Raw genomic sequence first — 18,897 nt, forward strand, 5'->3', positions numbered from 1 at the left:
TGGAGCATACAAAAGTATGTGACTTGGGTGACTGAGCGTAGCCAACACAGGCACAGCGTGAAATATAACGGGTAAACAGATGAAAAAAATTCCTTGTACCTTAATGCGTGGCGGCACCTCGAAAGGCGTATTCCTTTTAGCAGACTCCCTTCCTAAAGACATAAAACAACGGGATGAGCTGATCCTAGCGATTATGGGGTCTGGTCATGCTTTGCAAATTGATGGCATTGGTGGTGGCAGCCCACAAACCAGTAAAGTCGCTATTATTAGCCCTTCAACTCACAGTGATGCTGATATTGATTATTTATTTGCTCAGGTTTCTATTACTGAGCGCATTGTTGATACGGCACCAAATTGTGGCAATATTCTTTGTGCCGTAGGTTCTTTTGCTATTGAAAAAGGCTTGGTGCCCATCACAGGAGAAACAACGACTGTGAGGATCCGTAATGTCAATACAAACACCTTCGTCAACTCTACTGTACAAACGCCTGATGGCCATGTCGATTATGATGGTGACACCGAAATTGCGAGTGTACCCGGTCATGCCGCGCCTGTTGCACTGACATTTTTAAATGCTTGTGGAACTAAAACAGGAAAATTGCTCCCGACTGGCCATGCAATTGACACCATTGAAGGTATTGATGTTAGTTGTATTGATATGGCGATGCCTGTGGTGTTAATTGATGCCCCTCAGCTTAACAAAACTGGTTATGAAACCGCGGAACAGCTTGAAGCCGATGCCGAATTTATGCAAAAGCTCGAAGCTATTCGTATACAAGCAGGCGCAGTGATGGGACTTGGTGATGTTAGCAAAAAAGTTATTCCTAAACCTATATTGATTTCACCAGCCATTCACGGTGGAACAATTAATGTCCGTTATTTTATGCCACATAAATGCCATGGCGCACTTGCCGTGACTGGTGCTATCGCCATTGCGACAAGTACTATTGTTCCTAATAGTATTACTCAGCAATATATTCACTCTGTTGATATGAATAATATTTCCATTGAACATTTAAGTGGAAAATTTGACGTATCGTTAAACCAGCAAGGCAATTCACCGGAAGGGATTCAGGCATCAATTATTCGTACAGCGAGAAAACTCTTCGAGGGCGATGTGTACGTTCCTTAAAACTAATATCACGTCCTGCCTCTAGCTAAGAGGCAGGCGATTAATTTTACTTTTCTGCAAGTAACGGTTCAAAATTACCGTCAATATAATAGGAAACCTGATGGGCTTCATCTGGCGTTGGTAATTCTAACTTCCCTGCCATTTTTTCCATAACCAGCTCTGGAACCGCATATTTACGCTGTTGATTTTGTTGTCGCCACTGTTTAAATGGCACTTCCAAATAAACTAAATGAACTTTGGCTTGGTAGCGTTCAAATAAACTGATCATACTGGCACGTAACGAAGCACTTAATGAGGTCGCATTCCATATAAAATCCGTTTTCGTTCGCAAAAAAACCTTAGCCTGTTCTTTCACTTGCTGCGCCACCCAGCCTTGGGCATTTTTATCTGCTGGGTTAATTTTATGTTCTCGGCGAACATCATCTAAACATACCACCGGAGTTCGTGGGTAAAACTGTTTGATAAAATGGTCTTTTCCCATCCCCGGCAAACCACATAGCATAACGACTTCGCTCCCAGTTTCTTCAAAAGGTTGATAATCTGTAGTACCCTTTTGGTGATGAAAATAATGGAAACGCCCAGCTTGCGAAGCAAATGATTTAGGTTGATCCCAACAACCCTGCTCACGACAGAACAACTCAAATAGTTCGATTCTGACCAACAATTCCGCTTTATCTTCACACGTACGCCCTATCGCATCGGCTTTCGCTAGCATACACAATAAAGACATTTCAACGCGCAACGAGGCGGCAAATAACGTGCGTTCAGGATCTGGCTTTTCCATTAACCAAAGCGGTAAACCATGAAATCGAACTAAAGCTGCAATTTGTTCACGAATAGCAAAAGGAGTTTCTATTTGTCGAAATAATATATTGCGTACCGATAACTCGCCTTTTTTGGCATGTCCAGGCGAATGAATTCGCCCTTCTTCATCTTCTTTTGTTGTACTGCGTTTTTCGACGTCATGTAGCAACGCTGCCGCCCAAACGATTTGTTGTTTAAGTTCTGGAAGCTGTTGATATTCAGGTAACCCCTCCAAAGCCGCTAACACCATTTGAGTGTGAATAGCCACATTGCCTTCCGCATGGTGCAAACGGTCTTGCTGCACATATTGCATATCACGCACAAAATCGAACTCTCTTTCAAGCTGTGCCCAATCACGATATTGGGTTAATTGCCAACTCATGGTTGTTCTCCTTGTAATTCAAAGGCCAGCTTGGCTCGCTGCCAATGCCGCTTCCAGTGGATATCCGTTTTGACATGGTTTTTACGCACATATTTAAAAACATGTGCCATAAAATCATCCACATGAAACCCTTGGCTATCACGGCTCACAATCCCTTCCATGCTACAGGCTTTCCCTGTGTGAGTATCACGCGCAATAAATTGGCTATCTAATGATGCAGCAGTAATTAATAAACTTGCATATTCTTGCTTGTCCATATGTTTACTGAGTGATAAATCTAATTGGGGGACAGTTGGAAAATCAAATAAAGCCGCATAAAATTGCACCTCTTCCCAACTAAGCCAATACTCCCCTTGCCTAACAGCAAACACATAGAAATAATCTTCAATATGTTGATATTCAATGGAATGTATTGCGTAAAGGTTTTCACCGAATAGTTCAATATCCCCTAAATCGTCTTTAATCAACTGCCAACGTTGGCGAATTTGCTGGCTCCATGCCGATTGAGTTGGAGCCCCATGAGAGCGCGCAAAAACCCCATAACGGTTTAAGCAATTATTTTCACCGTCCAGTTTTTCTGTGTGAACCAGTTTGTCTATATTTTGGATGTGCGACCACCAATCGCGATTAATGCGATCATCACTAGTCGTACCAGGGGAGAACGGATAGTGATACGTTCTACCATACTTTCTTGATTGCATATTCATCATGCTTTCTCTAAAGAAATAGAAATAACCACAAATCTTTTTGCTAGATTTGCGTCTTTAATTGTTGAGAAATCAAGTGTAGGTATTACATATCTATTCCGAGTAACGGCCTCATTTTTACTTAGCTAAGGGTCAAAATTAGCGAAATTGAAGGAAAACAGTTGAATTTTAGTCTAATTGTCAAGAAAAAGGCTATCAATTTATTCCTAATCTCATTGCTAGCGATATTATTCAACCGCTATCTGGCTTTCATCTAAGGAATATTTCACTATCACCTTATTACGATACAAACAATTATCCTGCAAAGTACTAGGTTCTTGTCCTTTAGTTGTCACTTTTTGCCAAATTTCGTTATGCCGGTATATAACTCCATTTTCTCGGGTAAACTTATGGTTTTTCTCATAAATATGGTATTTATGTTCACGTGAGGTACAACTCAATAATTCCCCTTCGAGTTGATGCTCAGCGATATTAAATACCAATTGAAAAGCACTTTGTGTCGGATTATAGAAAACCAAATCGATATAATTATAAAAGATTGCCGCCCCTGAACCAAAAGGCAATACACGACCTTCATCTGGAAATGGGTCAAAACTATGATTAGCGCGCTCAACCACTTGCAATGGAGAATGCAATACCATCCAATGAATTAAATTACTTAGTTGGCAAATTCCCCCGCCAATCCCTGAACGAGCTTCACCAAATGAAAGTTCCATACCTTCAAGAAAACCTCTGCGCGAAGTCGGTTTTCCTACGAGCCGACAAAATGAAAAATATTCTCCTGGGTAAATAATAACCCCATTCATCGCTTCGGCAGCAATACGCAAGTTCGTTACTTTGTTGTATTGCAAACGTAGGTCTGATTCACCTAATTTACGGATCAGCTTAGATGTATGCTTGTTGTAGCGATACTCAAGGCGTTCACTGGATTTTGACTTCGCATAATGCTTGGCAGAACATACCCAATGCAATCTTCGAACTAAGCGCTTTTGAGTCACGCGCAGCCAATAGAGAATAGGATGATAGGAAGAAAGTGGCCTACGCATAACAAACCTTATTGATATAATTAACCAATAAATCATGTCATAGCCATTCGTATTACAACATAGTAACTATCTGATAGTTAATACGTGATAGTTGAATAGCTAAAAAATAATCAAACCCTAGTTACCTATCACTAGAATTTACTTTTGAAGCCAAAAACGCGGTGGCAAGCAAGATGAAGATGGTTTGATATAAGGATTTAAGAAGAGATAATTTGCTCTAAGGATTTCATGTCACAGCTAGGCCGCAAAAAAGTAAATCCCTAGGAGCATACACAAGTATGTGACTAGGGTTTACTTTTGAAGCCAACGAGCAAATTAATACAAGCCGAGTAGCGCCCCAACTGCTAACAAAAAGAAACTAAACAACCAAATCCAACCAAATGAATAGCGTAAGTGACGGCCCATATCAATTCCAGCCAAACCCATTGCTAACCAAGCTGCTGGTGAAAATGGGCTCACGAAGGTTCCCGCGTTGTTACCTATCGCCATGGCGTAAACAACGGAAGATGGGTCAACACCAACTGTGGCTGCAATTTGTTGAATTATTGGTAATAAAGCAAAATAGTAAGCATCTGTACTCGTAAAAATATCCATCGGTACACCTAAAATACCGACAAAAATATGGACTTTAGAAACCCATTCTGTTGGTAAAATAGCCGTTAAGTCTGTTGCAATTGACTCAAGCATCCCACCTTCAGATAAAATACCTAAGAATGCTCCCGCTGCTAATATTATGGCCACCATTCCCAACGCTTGCGGTGCATGGGCTGCCAAAATTTTCATTTGGTCCCTAGGGTTAGGGAAGTTAACCATTAAAGCAATGGAAAGTGCGATCATAAAAACATAAGGCGCTGATAATAATCCGAATGCTAAACAGATAACAGATGCGATGATTAACCCACCATTGATAAGTGGTTTTTTGGGTTTCTGAACTGTATCGCTTATATCTGCAGTGTCATCACTAACAGGTAGTAAAGAATCCATTTCATATGGCGTAGTGCCTTTCAAACTTGCCGCTGCAATACGTCTTTTCTCACGTAATCCCATCAGAATAGCAAATACCACTGCGCCAGCCATGCCAATTAATTGTACAGGGATCAAATGTTGCCATAGAGTCGAGGCGTCAATTCCAGTGACTGCCGAAGCTCGACCTAATGGGCCACCCCAAGGTACCATATTCATGACCCCCATACTGGCGCACATCAGCAATAACATTAAATAAGGGCTCATCCCTAGTTGGCGGTATAAAGGTAATAAGGCAGGAATAATAATTAAGAATGTCGCAGCGCCTGACCCATCTAAATGGACAACCCCCGCAATTAACGTTGTCATAATACAAACAATAATAATATTTCCACGCGTCATTTTAACCATAAAACGAATCAACGGATCAAAAATGTGCAGGTCTTTCATTAAGCTAAAAAATAAAATCGCAAATAAAAACATCGCAGCGACTTTTGACACTTTATTAATACCACTTTCAAAGAATACTGAAATTTCAGCAACAGAGTAACCAGCAAATAAAGCACCAATAAAGGGGATACAAGACATTGCGATAATTGGGCTAACTTTCCCCATCATCAATAATGTTACTATCGATAAAATAATTAAAATACCAATAATTGTCAGCACATCTACTTCCTTCTTAGAATTATATTTTTCAGGTGAACACAAAATTTAGCTTGGCTCGCATTAGCTTAACAAGCTTGTTTCTTATATAAACCATTGAATATAACCGCAAGGAATATTTTATATTTTTGCTTCACAAACAATGCATTAATTCTTATTTAAATTATCATTTAAAATAAAAAAATAGCTTTATTCTCTATTAGAACCATTAAAACCATAAGCATAAATTAACGCCACTCTAAGTTGGTGGTAATTAATTTTATTTATAAGTTACAGAATTATAACAATCAAAAAATAATAGTTATTATTATATTTTATTTTTTATCTCATTTTTTTATATTTTTTCCCTCTTTTTTCATTATGTTGCTAGGGAAATATACTTTTTATGGTTTTGATCAAATATGCAAAATTTTACTTGATTTTCTATCAACGATCCGTCTAAAAATAAAATTTCCCCGTAAAACCACACCATCTCACAAAAAAAACTTGGCTAACCGAGTATAATATTAGAATAATTTAAGTTTGCTAATAAGGAATGTTTCAATGAGCCGCCTTTTTTCACCTGTATCAATAGGCCAAGTTTCTCTGAAAAATCGAATTATTGTTCCCCCTATGTGCCAATACTCCGCAGAAAATGGCATGCCAACAGCATGGCATAAAGCCCACTATATGAACCTTGCTTTATCTGGTGCCTCTTTAGTTATTGTAGAAGCTAGCGCTGTTGTTCCTGAAGGGCGTATTACCTACAAAGATCTTGGTTTATGGAATGATGAACAAATGACTGCAATGCAACAAATGCTCAACGATATCAGGCAGTTTTCAGATGCACGCTTAGGGGTACAAATCGCTCATGCAGGCAGGAAAGCATCAACTGATTTACCTTGGTTGGGAGGTAAAAGTATCCAGCCCACACAACCTAATGGTTGGCAAACTGTTGCACCATCTGCGCTCGCTTTTGGTGATAATGCGGTACCACATGCATTAACCATTGAAGAAATTTTACAGCTAAAACAACAGTTTATTGATGCAGCTATTCGTGCTGAAAAAGCAGGTTTTGACGTTATTGAGATCCATGCCGCTCATGGATATTTACTGCATGAGTTCTTATCACCAGTATCAAACTTACGACAAGATGAATATGGTGGATGCTTTAAGGGGCGTACTCGATTACTTATCAATATTTTCCATGAAATGAGAAAAGCGATTAACCCTAATATTGCAATTGGCGTGCGGATCTCTGCAACAGACTGGCTTGAATCGGGTTGGAATACACCTGAATCTATTGAGCTTACTGAATTACTAGAGGATTTGGGTTGCGACTACATTCACGTTTCGTCAGGTGGGCTATCACCAGAGCAACAAATACCATTGAGCCCAAATTACCAAGTCCCTTTAGCCCAAGCTATTCATGAAAATACCATGATGCCTGTCATTGCTGTAGGTCTTATCACTGAACCTTTACAAGCTGAAGCCATTATTGCAACCCACCAAGCAGATTTGGTGGCTATTGGCAGAGGGATCCTATTTGAGCCACGTTGGCCTTGGCGAGCAGCGAGCGAATTGAATGAACAGATAGATGTTGCGCCACAATACTTGCGCAGTGCTCCACATCAATTTAAACATTTATTTAAATAAAAATAATAAACTCGCAGCTATTGTTGATTGATAATAAATAGCTGCGAGTAATAAACAATTAACGCGCGTTAGTCGAACACTGTTGAACAAATTCAATCATGGTTTTTTGGAATTCAGGTTCTGCAGTACCTGATTTTTCTAATTCCGCATCCATACGTTTAAACTCAGCTAAACCATATTTTTCAATTGTTTTATCGTAGGCACAACCACAAATTGCACTGACCGCATTTGCCGTTTCACCTTGCGGGTTTCCTGATGCAACAACACAGGTATTCACAAAATTCTCTTTGTACTCCGCAATTTCTGATTTTTCATCAGAACATGCAGACAACACAACCATCGCTCCCGCCATACCTAATATTAATGCTAATTTTTTCATTTTATGCCCATTTCCTATTCAGCTTTAACTAAGGTGATAATAATAAACCGCTATTATTCCTAGTTCACGCTATTTTGGATATATCGTTTATATTTTCAATACCATTAATCTTAATACGCAAAATAAGACGCTCTTATTAAGATTAATATCCCTATCACTGACTATTCATAACAATCATAGCTGTTTTCTGGTAAAAAAGCTGTATTAACCCATTTTTTATTATGTATATTCTACCTTGGCAATGAATTAGAACAGCGCCATCGATAGTAGAATAATGATGATAAAATTAGCACACAACCCACAATTTGGATAAAAGGCATTCTTTCATGGTACCAAATCGCCGCGACAAAAACGGTCATCACGGGTTCAAGGATCATAATAATTGCCGCATTTCCTGCTGTGGTATTTTTTTGACCAATAAGCTGTAACACAAAGCGCAAACTCGTTGCTATCACCACACTAGCAATAAACCACATCATGGTAGGCGTTGTCATGCTGCTCGGCCATTCTTCTAAAAAGAATGACAAGACTAGCCCTGTCATTCCTGTACAAGCAAGTTGAATGGCCGTTAACGGTAAAAGAGGAATTGTTCGGGTATATAAACTGGTATAACAAAAATAGATAGCTTGGACAATTGCCGCGCCAAGAAACCACAGTTGACTTGCTTTAAATTCAAGTTGAGCCTTAAATAGGGTTAAGCATGCCAGCCCTAATACCGCAACAGGGAGTGCTTCCCAGAAATAACGAACAGGTTTATTTTTTAAAATAACCCATGCAACTAACGGAACAAATAACATAGCGAGGCTCATAATAAAAGCCCCTTCGCCAATTGAGTCTGTTATTGCCACCGCGTGGATCCAGAGCGCCATATTTAATGACATCCAACCGCCTGTCATTAATATTTTTGGTAATTGCTTCACCGTTATTCTATTTTTTTTCCCTCGGCAAAAAGGGGCTAAAATGATAGCAGCTAGTAAAAAACGGCTACCAAGAAAGGCAAATATTGGCATTCCCTGCACAGCTTCTCGGGAAAATACCCATCCCCAAGCTGCAATTATCGTGGTAAGCACCAAGAAAAATTCTGCCTTCCTTTGTGAATACATGTGTTCCTCTGAATGAATTAACTGACTCGCAGCTACATCATACTGGCTTTTGCATGTAAACCAATCACATTTATGGCCTTTATCTCCGACTTCTCTAAATAAAAAATATCTCGCCCAAAAATAATAAATGTAACCTTAAATCAAGAGCCATTTCCTCTTAATAAAGAGGATTTTTCTCTTAAGCTACCTTTTTCCTTATTAAATAGATTAAATCTCATTTCAAATAGGATAAAAGAGGAAGTTTGCATAAAAGCTCATCAATTTTTCTTCTTGTATGACCTGAGATAATTAAGACAGGCGAACAGTGTCAATCTTACCGATTGAAGTTTCATCTTCAACTTAATGGAAGGTCATAGCATGGTTATTCAAAAAACATTACCGATAGATAACGATACAATCAAAAAGGTAAAGGCGGCGATCAATAAAAGAAAGTATGCACATGCCAACGAAATAAGTCTGTTATGGCAACACGCATTAAAATCATCATCAGTCTGTAGTTGGGGGAAAGTGATGTTGATTTCTATAATAGGTGGCCTTGTTGTCACAATAGCCACTTCTTTGTAGCAAGGGATATTAAAAAGAAGAAATCGAGCCGATAGCCCGATTTCTATTGGTTGTTTTTAATAACTAATTCAGCTAATTACCAATAACCTAAGAATTTCCACCAAACGCTACCAATGAAGAACCAAATGGCTAAGTTAACCACACTCATGACAAAACCAGTTTTCCACCATTCAGCAAGAGTGGCATAACCTGACCCAAAGATAATCGGGGCTGTTCCTGTACCATAATGTGTTAATGACATCATTAGTGATGATGAGAATGCTAACGTTAAGGCCAATAACATTGGTGGAGCACCAAGCGCTAAACCCGCGGAGAAAAATGCCGCATACATTGCCGTAATATGCGCCGTTGTACTCGCGAAGAAATAATGGGAATACACATAAATTAAAACAAGAATTAACATTCCCCATACCCAGCTAATGCCCATTCCATCAATGGTTGCACCAACTGTTAATGACATCCATTTAATGAGACCGAGTTTTCCTAAGAAACTCGCCATCATCACTAAAGCGGAGAACCAGACAACCGTATCCCAAGCCCCTTTGTTTTTTAGCACGTCATCCCAATTAATGACCCCTGTCGCTAATAGAATACTCAACCCAATAAAGGCAGCAGTGGTAGCATTAACACTATATGCAGGCCCAAAAATCATTGCAGGTACACCGGCCCACATCAAAAGTAATAACCCAAAAACACCAAGCGTTATTTTTTCAGGCAATGAAACTGGACCTAATTGCTGCAAACGTTCTTTGGCGAAATTTGGTGCATCCGGTGTTGAGGTAATTTCTGGTTTATACATAAAATAGATAACCAAGGGCATTAATATTAATGACACGATGGCTGGAACAAATGCGGCAATAGCCCACATCCCCCAAGTTAATTCATTTTCTTGGCTAGTCTCGCTAATTATCAAGCTAACAATTAATGGATTGGGGGCTGTCGCCGTAATAAACATTGCGGAAGTAATCGGGTTAATATTGTAGTTAACGAGTGATAAGTAGCGCCCTATTTTACCTGCGGTTCCATCTTCGGCCTTTGACCCAAAACTATCTGAAATCGAGCGCATAATTGGGTGAATAATTCCCCCACCTCGCGCAGTATTACTTGGTGTGACAGGAGCCAAAATTGTTTCTGCTATTGCCAATGAATAAGCAATACCCAATGTTTTTTTACCAAATAAAGAAATGACATAATAACCTATCCTCGCCCCTAAACCTGTTTTATTCAAGCTCATGGAAACCATGATAGAAATACCAATTAACCAGATTAGGTCATTGGAAAAACCACTTAAGGCATCCGCAATTGCCCCTTTGGTTGATTCAGGATTAGTGACTCCTGTAGCTGCAACTAATGAAATTGCGACAATAGAAACACCCCCTATCGGTAAAGCTTTACCAATAATGGCAGCGATTGTGCCGACAAATAATGCCAAAAGGTGCCACGCATTTGGATTAACACCTTCAGGAACAGGAATTAAAAACCAAATAATTAATGTTATTGCGACTGCGATTAGAGTTGGAACAGGTTTTAAAGGTGTCAGTTTATTCATAAGGTTATCCATACACGTTTAAAGATGGAAATACAGAGTAATTTCAGTTATATATTCTAATTTTATCTTTAGATTAACAATATATAGCTCAAAAACCTTGATATTTATCAGTACGTAGATTCTTTTATGATAAAAACTCAAACTAATTTGTAACAATACGTAATATATTATTTCAGCAATTAATCTTCTGATATATCTTGCACACAAAAACAAGCTTATTCTTACATTAATAAGAGTAAGAATAAAACTGGGCTTATTATTTGCTTTTTTACTAGGCTAACAGCACATAAACTCGCATTTTTCTTCTAATCAATTTTTTTCTTAATATACTAAAATTTCAATTATTTTTATAGAGCGTCATCAATTTATGATTGCTGAATCGAATTAATAAAATAAAATCAAGAAATATTCTAAATTGTGTTGAATATATAAAAAATTATAATAATGATAACAACTGATTAAAAAACGCACACTTTACTATTGAACCCATACTCTCTGCTTAATTTATATTAGTTATTATCTAATCTGATAATGCTAAAAAACACTTATAGTGATTATCCTTTGTTCTCATACTCTTTTTATCACTAATCTAATATGAGTAACAAAGCCCATCTAAATATGACTAATAAGGAAATAAAATGTCTACTGATAACATTTACACCACAAATGCTCAACGCCCATGTATTGTGTTATGTACGACCAATAGCCATGAAAGTGCAATTAAAATAACTCAACATTTGTTAGCTAATCGTTTAGCTGCATGTATTTCTCTACTCCCAGAAATAACATCAGTTTATCTATGGCATGGTAATATCACACAAGATAAGGAGATCTTACTATTGATCAAAACGACTCAAGGAAATCAACTCAATTTATTTAATGAGATAAAAAAAATACACCCATATGAAACCCCAGAACTCATTCGCTTAGACCCAAGCCAAATTGAAGATAATTATCTACAATGGCTGATTAACTCTGTTAAATAATAGATGTTCATCTAAATTGAATAACTAAAACGCTATAAATTGTGAGCTAATGTCGTTTTTGTATAAATTAATTCAACTGGTCGGCTATGGTTTACCGTAAATTAATGTTATATAAATAGGCTCGCTTTATATTTATTTTCCCTCCTTAAATATTTGGAGGTTTTTTTTGTCTAAAATTGACTAGTGCATATTCCTTAAACCCGAAGAAAAAAGTCATAAAAAGCGCAACTAATAAACAACATTACACACTGTTTTATTTAAATTATCATAAAAATTAATCTATTAAAGCCATATAATGAATTCTATATTACCTTAGGCTAATATAAACCTAAGGTAATAATCACGAAATTAACTAAAATGTTGCTTCGACGCCAAGTCTAAACGTTCTTCCTGGGATAGGCATATAAATCACAGTTCCTGGGTCAAATGCATAGCGATTAGTGAGGTTATCAATGTTAAAATTCACATGAATATTTTTCGAAACATGATATTTGCCTAACAAATCGAATGTAGTGGTTGAATATAGCTTAGTTACTGGGGCCGCAGCGGTTCCCACTAGCCACTCATGAGGGTAGTCTTTGCCTGAGTTATAACGAACTCGCAAACCTGTTTGTAGTTTTTGATCAAACATTTTCACCCCAACAATACCGGTCACAACCTTTTTCGGTGGAATACGTGAAGGCGATAACCCCCAAGCAAACCCAACTGAATTACATGCCGTTGGAAGGCGACCTAACTCCATTTCGTCTCGTGAACATAACTCAGAATTGTTATAAAATGTCGCATCGAAGGAACCAAATGCATAATTAGAATCGTATTTCAGTTCGATTTCATAACCTGCGAGCTTGAAACTATCGTAGTTTTTCATCACGATATAAGGGTGATATACGCCCGTTGGGTTCACTCCTTGAGAGAGATAGCCCTTTATATCATTATTAAAATAAGCCACACGTAATTTAGCATTATCTTCATCAAATATAAGGTTTTCTTTTTCTACATTCATTCCAACTTCAAATGATTTAGCATGTTCTGGTTTTAATGGAACATCAGGAGAATAAGAGTAGGTTTGCCCTGATGCTGTGGTCTCGAATAAACTCGGTTCTCTATAGCTATCAGAATATTTGGTATAAATATCAAATTCGTCAGTCACATGAAAACGTAGCTCACCCATTAAATCATTTTTCGGACCGTAGCTAATACTTTTACCTAAAACATGGTCATCAACATCAAAAGCGTGAATACGCCACCCGACTAAAGTACTCACCCATTCCCCTTTGTATGCCATATTGGTAAAGGCTGATTTATTCGTTCCTTTAGCATTACGCGTTACAGGATCTAACTCCTCACCGGGTATGGTTCCTTCTGGTGTCCAAATCGGTTGATAGGTTTTAGTCAATGGCTTTGATTTTTGTTGCATATATTCCACACCATAAGTGATATCGATAGGATAATCTGCAAACTCAGACGTATTTTCTAAGTTAAAGCCCATTCGTTCATCGGTATAGCGATGCTGATATTGATTACCGTAGTGCGCGGTAACATCATCCGTTGTGCCATTACGTTGTTTAAATTTACCTTTTGTCCACCAAAGGCCTAAATTCATGTCTACCCATAATGAATCGGGTTTATAAGAATAGTTTAAAGAGGCAGTATCAATATCTGCGCTACCTAATGACCACTGCGGCATTTTCCCATCGAATTGGTACCAATACGCCGCTAAAACCTCGCCTGCTTTTTGTTCATGATGTCGGTAATTTAATTCAATACTTGAGTATGGGTTAAGATAAATATTAGTTTTTAATAATGTTGACTGACTTTCATAGCTGGTATTAACGACTTCTTGCCCAGGTTTAATAGGAGCATCTGTATTTGCGTATTTATGATAACCATTTTTACCGGCAAAGAAGTTCCCTTGTTTTCTATCACTATGAGCCAACAAAATGTCAAATTTATCATTTCGATATGCAACCCCAGTCGTGATAGAGCCATTATTAAAATGTGAATTCTTAACACCGTTTGAAACACGATACCCAGACTCGCCTTTTTCATCTGAAGCGATAGTCGGGCGTCGGTTATTATTGTAAATATTCCCCTTAAATAAGAAACCAAATTGGTCACCTTGAGGAATAATACTATTTGCTGATAATGTTTTTAATTTAACCGTACCTCCGATGGCTCCTCCTGAGAATTTACTCATCGAAGCCCCTTTTTCGATCTCAATTGTATCGATTAAATCCATATCCACATAAGTTCTATCTGTACTTCCTTGGTAACCACGCCAAGTGTTGGTTGATTGCAAACTGCCATCAATGATAATGGGGACTCGACCATTACCTTGTAAGCCTCGAATACCGATATCCAGTGCACCCGCTTCATTTCGTGCATTATTAACTTGCAATGAAGTTTCATTGGCAAATATATCTGAATTGGTCGTTCCTCTTACGGTAGAAATATCATTGGCGTCTATTTGCTTGCTATTTGACTTTATTTTGCTGGCTGTGACGAGAAGTTTATCTTTTTGAGTTGTGGTATTGGTTTGATTCGCTAATGCTGTGCTTGAAGAACATATAATAATTAAGCTAATTATGTTTTTATTTTGAAATATCATTTAAGTAATGCCTTCATTAATTAATGATGATTAGATAGACGTGAAGAAATAGCGTATAAAAGATGTGAGGATACATTTTTTATACTTTTCCATTTATGCATTTAAAGTAAATTTAAGTGCTATGCCATAGATGTAACTAGTTCGAAAAACCTTATTTATTGAATGGTTACGTACTCATTTCCCTTGTGAATATTATTAAGCCTTGGAATATACACCAATGATAATAATGATCAAGATCATAATGAATATCATTTGCATTATCATTAATATTATTGGTGTTAATTGACTTACCTTTATTCTTTAATCACATAAAAAAGCGACTGATATGAATATCAATCGCTTTGTATATAAAAATTGCGTGAATAAACTAATCTCGTAATGGCTGTTTTCTCACTGGCCTATCACCTGCAACATAATAATCTGCATCACTTGTGGGTAATGGAGGACGGTTTCGAATTTTATCGGCAATTTTCTCCGCGATCATGATGGTCGTTGCATTTAAATTCCCCGTAATAATCAACGGCATAATCGATGCATCGATAACCCGTAAATTTTCAATACCGTGAACTCGCCCTGCACCATCAACTACCGCCATATCATCATGACCCATTTTACAGGTTCCGCATGGGTGAAAAGCGGTTTCTGCTCTCTCGCGGACAAATGCGTCTAGCTCTTCATCCGTACTAATCTGTTTTCCAGGGCTTATTTCCTCTCCGCGATATGGGTCAAGTGCAGGTTGAGCCATAATTTCACGGGTAATACGAATAGCAGCACGGAACTCTTCCCAATCCTGTTCCGATGACATGTAATTAAACAAAATGCTCGGATGTTGCCTTGGGTCTAAAGATTTTAAGCGAACACGACCTCGACTAGGCGAGCGCATTGAGCCCACATGAGCTTGAAAACCATGCTGATTGACTGCATTACTACCATTGTAGTTAATCGCCACAGGCAAAAAGTGGAATTGAATATTTGGCCATGCAAATTTTTCACTGGTACGAATAAATCCACCGGCTTCAAATTGGTTACTTGCTCCAATTCCAGTACCTTTAAATAGCCATTCGGCACCGATTTTGGGCTGATTAATCCATTTTAATGCAGGATATAATGAAACAGGCTGTTTGCATTCATACTGCAAATACATTTCAAGGTGATCTTGCAGGTTTTGCCCAACACCGGGTAAGACATGGACAGGCGAAATATTAAATTCAGCTAAAACATCTTCAGGCCCCACGCCAGAGCGCTGCAAGATTTGCGGTGACGCAATCGCCCCCGCGCACAATAATACTTCTTTACGGGCTTTCACCACCGTAGGTGCCGTGCTCTGGCCTTGGTAATACTTCACACCAACCGCTTTTTTCCCTTCAAACTCAATGGTATCTGTTGTCGCATGTGTCACAATGGTGATATTTCTTCGCCCTTTCGCTTGGTCCAAATACCCTCTTGCGGTGCTAGCACGTCGCCCTTGTGGTGTGACTGTGCGATCCATCGGACCAAAACCTTCCTGTTGAACCCCATTTAAATCATCTGTTTTTGGATAGCCCGCTTGTACACCAGCTTCCACCATCGCATGGAATAACACATTATTGCCATTCTTCGGTGTGGTCACACTAACGGGACCATCTCCACCGTGGTAATCATTAGGGCCAATATCACGCGTTTCCGCTTTCCTAAAATAAGGTAAACAATCGAGGTAACGCCAGTCTTCTAACCCTGGTGCCTCTGCCCAACCGTCAAAGTCTAGAGCATTCCCTCGGATGTAACACATCCCATTAATCAATGATGAGCCACCAAGCCCCTTTCCACGTCCACACTCCATGCGGCGGTTATTCATATGCGGTTCAGGGTCAGTTTCATAAGCCCAATTATAACGTCGCCCTTGTAATGGGTACGCTAATGCCGCTGGCATTTGTGTGCGAAAGTCGAACCGATAATCCGGTCCACCTGCTTCAAGGAGCAGCACAGTAACATCAGGATCTTCTGTCAGGCGGGTAGCAAGAACGTTACCGGCTGAACCAGCACCGATAATAATATAGTCATAGACCATTGTTATCTCCTCTGTTTCAGTCAAATTAAAATGATGTGATTAAAATACGGATGAAAACTCCCCGAGTTCTACTTGGATAGATTTGATTTGCGTGTAATTTTGTAGCGTCATAATGCCATTTTCACGACCAACGCCGGAATGCTTATATCCGCCCACAGGCATTTGAGCAGGTGATTCACCCCATGTATTAATCCAGCAAATTCCTGCTTCTAATTGATGGATAACCCGATGTGCACGCGTTAAATCTTGTGTCACGACCCCAGCTGCAAGCCCATATACGCTATTGTTTGCACGAGCAATCACTTCATCTTCTGATTGATAACTCAAAATACTCATGACAGGACCAAAAATTTCTTCCTGCGTGATCTGCATTTCATCATGGCAATCGGTGAATACCGTTGGTGCAACATACGCACCTTGCGCAAAATCACCTTCCATTAAGCGTTCACCACCACACAATAGTTTCGCGCCTTGCTGTTTACCTAACGCAATATAACGCAATACATTTTCCATATGAGCAAAGCTGACTAATGGCCCAAAGTTAGTATTTTCGTCAACAGGTGAACCTATGTTAATCCGAGCTACACGCTCAATGATCTTGTCTTCAAACTGCGATTTAAGCGATTCAGGAACAAAAACCCTTGTTCCATTGGTACACACTTGGCCTGAACTATAAAAATTCGCCATCATGGCAATATCCGCGGCTTTATCTAAGTCTGCATCATCAAAAATAATGAGAGGTGATTTACCACCTAGTTCCATCGTCACCTCTTTTAATGAAGAGGCTGACGCATTCGCCATCACTTTTTTACCCGTTGCGATCCCCCCTGTGAATGAAACTTTGGCAATATCAGGGTTCTCTGTTAACCATTGGCCCACTTCACCGCCTTGCCCGGTCACCACGTTAAATACTCCTGCAGGCACGCCCGCTTCCGTATAGATTTCAGCTAACTTTAAGGCCGTTAACGAAGTGACTTCACTGGGTTTGAATACCATAGCATTACCAGCTGCCAGAGCAGGTGCAGATTTCCATAACGCGATTTGGATGGGGTAATTCCATGCGCCAATCCCTGCCACCACTCCTAGCGGTTCACGACGAGTATAGGCAAACGCGCTATCACGCAGAGGGATCTGCTGCCCTTCTAACATAGGGATTAACCCTGCATAATATTCAAGGACATCCGCTCCTGTAACGATATCTACATAACGAGTTTCAGAAAGTGGTTTCCCCGTATCAAGCGTTTCGAGGTAAGCCAGTTCGTCGTTACGTTCCCGTAAGATATCCACCGCACGGCGTAAAATACGTGAACGTTCTATTGCGGTCATTGCCGCCCATACTTTCTGGCCTTGTTTGGCGCTTTCTACCGCCCATTGGATATCTTCAAGCGTTGCAGACTGCAAATGCGCGATAGTTTCACCATTTGCAGGGTTGACTGCAGGAAATTGCCCGCATTCAGGTTGTGAACTGTCGACATAGCCACCATGAATATAAAGCTTATGTATCGGTGGATGTTGCATATTATCTCCTCTGAATTGGTCATTAGGTTCCGATAACCTCTGCACGTTTCAGTTGCATATCGATATACTCGTTGGTGATCTTGAGTGCATCCTTGACAGGAAATTGCTCATTACTCAAAGCACTCCGTAACCATAAGCCATCAATTAAAGCAGCTAGTCCCTTCGCAGCCATCCGCGCATCCGCTTTGCTTAACACTCGCCCAAACTCATAACTTAAATTTGAATACAAACGCCGGTCATTGACCTGCTGTAAACGGTTTAAATTTGGTTGATGCATACTGCTAGCCCAGAAGGCTAACCATGTTTTCATCGCCGCCTCACTGGTTTGCGTTGGGTCGAAGTTACCTTCAACAATCGCTTGAATGCGTAATTTTGGCTCCGCCCCAGCTAACATGCGTAGGCGTATTGCTACCGCAAACCCCAATTGATATTGAATATGGCGCATAGTGGCTTCAAGTAAGCCATTTTTATCACGAAAATAATGACTAATAATTCCTGTAGAAACCCCGGCTTTACGGGCAATTAACACAAAACTGGCTTCCTGCATTCCAACTTCATTAATCACTGCCAACGTGGCTTGGATTAACTGCTGTTTACGTATCGACTGCATTCCTATCTTCGGCATGGTATTTGAACCTAAAAAATACATTGATCCCTTGTATTAAACGTTTTTTTAATTGAATGTTCAATCAATATTAACTATTGTTTACAACAATTCGTTCACAATTAGCATAAAGGAGAGGATAACAAAAATCAAATCTTAGCTGATAAATCAATTAATTAGCTTAGAAAGTAATTTTAACCTGTT

At 39.2% G+C, this 18,897-nt stretch carries 14 protein-coding genes; 3 read left to right on the forward strand and 11 right to left on the reverse strand.

Annotation, left to right across the window (positions count from 1 at the left end; translation table 11 throughout):
- Positions 1–79: 79 nt before the first annotated feature.
- Positions 80–1,132 carry a 4-oxalomesaconate tautomerase gene (locus ACU696_RS15325; protein WP_109911195.1) on the forward strand — a complete coding sequence of 351 codons (1,053 nt, stop codon included), beginning with the start codon at positions 80–82 and terminating at the stop codon, positions 1,130–1,132.
- A gap of 46 nt (positions 1,133–1,178) precedes the next feature.
- Here the strand turns inward: ACU696_RS15325 and ACU696_RS15330 are convergent, their stop codons facing one another.
- The 4 genes from ACU696_RS15330 to ACU696_RS15345 form a co-directional block, all read right to left on the reverse strand.
- A complete protein-coding gene (locus ACU696_RS15330; RefSeq protein ID WP_117162037.1) occupies positions 1,179–2,318 on the reverse strand; it encodes an AAA family ATPase in 1,140 nt (379 codons plus the stop codon).
- Positions 2,315–3,025, reverse strand: coding sequence for an RNA ligase family protein (locus ACU696_RS15335; RefSeq protein WP_110732277.1), 711 nt, complete (start codon positions 3,023–3,025; stop codon positions 2,315–2,317). Before ACU696_RS15335 ends, ACU696_RS15330 begins: the two co-directional genes overlap by 4 nt.
- Before the next feature lie 227 nt (positions 3,026–3,252).
- Positions 3,253–4,071: a VanW family protein gene (locus ACU696_RS15340; RefSeq protein WP_117162038.1), complete on the reverse strand. Its 819-nt coding sequence runs from the start codon at positions 4,069–4,071 to the stop codon at positions 3,253–3,255.
- Positions 4,072–4,386: 315 nt separating this feature from the next.
- A complete protein-coding gene (locus ACU696_RS15345) occupies positions 4,387–5,703 on the reverse strand; it encodes a CitMHS family transporter (protein WP_109911191.1) in 1,317 nt (438 codons plus the stop codon).
- A 540-nt stretch (positions 5,704–6,243) separates the two neighbouring features.
- On the opposite strand from ACU696_RS15345, the gene ACU696_RS15350 reads away from it, so the two are divergent.
- Positions 6,244–7,335 carry an NADH:flavin oxidoreductase/NADH oxidase gene (locus ACU696_RS15350; RefSeq protein WP_123382052.1) on the forward strand — a complete coding sequence of 364 codons (1,092 nt, stop codon included), beginning with the start codon at positions 6,244–6,246 and terminating at the stop codon, positions 7,333–7,335.
- Positions 7,336–7,393: 58 nt separating this feature from the next.
- Here ACU696_RS15350 and ACU696_RS15355 read toward each other — a convergent pair whose 3' ends face one another.
- The 3 genes from ACU696_RS15355 to ACU696_RS15365 all read right to left on the reverse strand — a co-directional run bounded on the left by ACU696_RS15355 (position 7,394) and on the right by ACU696_RS15365 (position 10,930).
- Positions 7,394–7,714, reverse strand: a complete 321-nt coding sequence (locus tag ACU696_RS15355; RefSeq protein ID WP_004910043.1) for a hypothetical protein — start codon at positions 7,712–7,714, stop codon at positions 7,394–7,396.
- 230 nt (positions 7,715–7,944) lie between these two features.
- Positions 7,945–8,817, reverse strand: a complete 873-nt coding sequence (locus ACU696_RS15360; RefSeq protein ID WP_110731860.1) for a DMT family transporter — start codon at positions 8,815–8,817, stop codon at positions 7,945–7,947.
- A gap of 640 nt (positions 8,818–9,457) precedes the next feature.
- Positions 9,458–10,930: an anion permease gene (locus tag ACU696_RS15365; protein ID WP_004910038.1), complete on the reverse strand. Its 1,473-nt coding sequence runs from the start codon at positions 10,928–10,930 to the stop codon at positions 9,458–9,460.
- A 638-nt stretch (positions 10,931–11,568) separates the two neighbouring features.
- On the opposite strand from ACU696_RS15365, the gene cutA reads away from it, so the two are divergent.
- Entirely contained in the window at positions 11,569–11,916 is a 348-nt protein-coding gene (gene cutA / locus ACU696_RS15370; RefSeq protein WP_004910033.1) for a divalent-cation tolerance protein CutA, read from the forward strand.
- 352 nt (positions 11,917–12,268) lie between these two features.
- On the opposite strand, the gene ACU696_RS15375 is transcribed toward cutA, so the two are convergent.
- The 4 genes from ACU696_RS15375 to betI all read right to left on the reverse strand — a co-directional run bounded on the left by ACU696_RS15375 (position 12,269) and on the right by betI (position 18,714).
- Positions 12,269–14,524 (reverse strand): TonB-dependent receptor domain-containing protein, encoded by a 2,256-nt coding sequence (locus ACU696_RS15375; RefSeq protein ID WP_198634906.1) that lies wholly within the window; start codon positions 14,522–14,524, stop codon positions 12,269–12,271.
- A 367-nt stretch (positions 14,525–14,891) separates the two neighbouring features.
- Positions 14,892–16,571 (reverse strand): choline dehydrogenase, encoded by a 1,680-nt coding sequence (betA, locus tag ACU696_RS15380; protein WP_123382056.1) that lies wholly within the window; start codon positions 16,569–16,571, stop codon positions 14,892–14,894.
- Between the two features lie 39 nt (positions 16,572–16,610).
- Positions 16,611–18,089, reverse strand: coding sequence for a betaine-aldehyde dehydrogenase (gene betB / locus ACU696_RS15385; RefSeq protein ID WP_123382057.1), 1,479 nt, complete (start codon positions 18,087–18,089; stop codon positions 16,611–16,613).
- A gap of 22 nt (positions 18,090–18,111) precedes the next feature.
- On the reverse strand, positions 18,112–18,714 hold the full coding sequence (gene betI, locus ACU696_RS15390) for a transcriptional regulator BetI (RefSeq protein ID WP_042851798.1): 603 nt from the start codon (positions 18,712–18,714) through the stop codon (positions 18,112–18,114).
- Between the last annotated feature and the right edge of the window lie 183 nt (positions 18,715–18,897).

The sequence above is a fragment of the Providencia sp. PROV_01 genome (assembly GCF_053098325.1).

What these genes read in the sequence shown, in the direction of transcription:
- ACU696_RS15365 (WP_004910038.1), bottom strand. Translation starts at nt 10,930, where the DNA reads ATGAATAAACTGACACCTTTAAAACCTGTTCCAACTCTAATCGCAGTC.
- ACU696_RS15335 (WP_110732277.1), bottom strand. Translation starts at nt 3,025, where the DNA reads ATGAATATGCAATCAAGAAAGTATGGTAGAACGTATCACTATCCGTTC.
- betI (WP_042851798.1), bottom strand. Translation starts at nt 18,714, where the DNA reads ATGCCGAAGATAGGAATGCAGTCGATACGTAAACAGCAGTTAATCCAA.
- ACU696_RS15350 (WP_123382052.1), top strand. Translation starts at nt 6,244, where the DNA reads ATGAGCCGCCTTTTTTCACCTGTATCAATAGGCCAAGTTTCTCTGAAA.
- ACU696_RS15325 (WP_109911195.1), top strand. Translation starts at nt 80, where the DNA reads ATGAAAAAAATTCCTTGTACCTTAATGCGTGGCGGCACCTCGAAAGGC.
- cutA (WP_004910033.1), top strand. Translation starts at nt 11,569, where the DNA reads ATGTCTACTGATAACATTTACACCACAAATGCTCAACGCCCATGTATT.
- betB (WP_123382057.1), bottom strand. Translation starts at nt 18,089, where the DNA reads ATGCAACATCCACCGATACATAAGCTTTATATTCATGGTGGCTATGTC.
- betA (WP_123382056.1), bottom strand. Translation starts at nt 16,571, where the DNA reads ATGGTCTATGACTATATTATTATCGGTGCTGGTTCAGCCGGTAACGTT.
- ACU696_RS15360 (WP_110731860.1), bottom strand. Translation starts at nt 8,817, where the DNA reads ATGTATTCACAAAGGAAGGCAGAATTTTTCTTGGTGCTTACCACGATA.
- ACU696_RS15355 (WP_004910043.1), bottom strand. Translation starts at nt 7,714, where the DNA reads ATGAAAAAATTAGCATTAATATTAGGTATGGCGGGAGCGATGGTTGTG.
- ACU696_RS15375 (WP_198634906.1), bottom strand. Translation starts at nt 14,524, where the DNA reads ATGATATTTCAAAATAAAAACATAATTAGCTTAATTATTATATGTTCT.
- ACU696_RS15340 (WP_117162038.1), bottom strand. Translation starts at nt 4,071, where the DNA reads ATGCGTAGGCCACTTTCTTCCTATCATCCTATTCTCTATTGGCTGCGC.
- ACU696_RS15330 (WP_117162037.1), bottom strand. Translation starts at nt 2,318, where the DNA reads ATGAGTTGGCAATTAACCCAATATCGTGATTGGGCACAGCTTGAAAGA.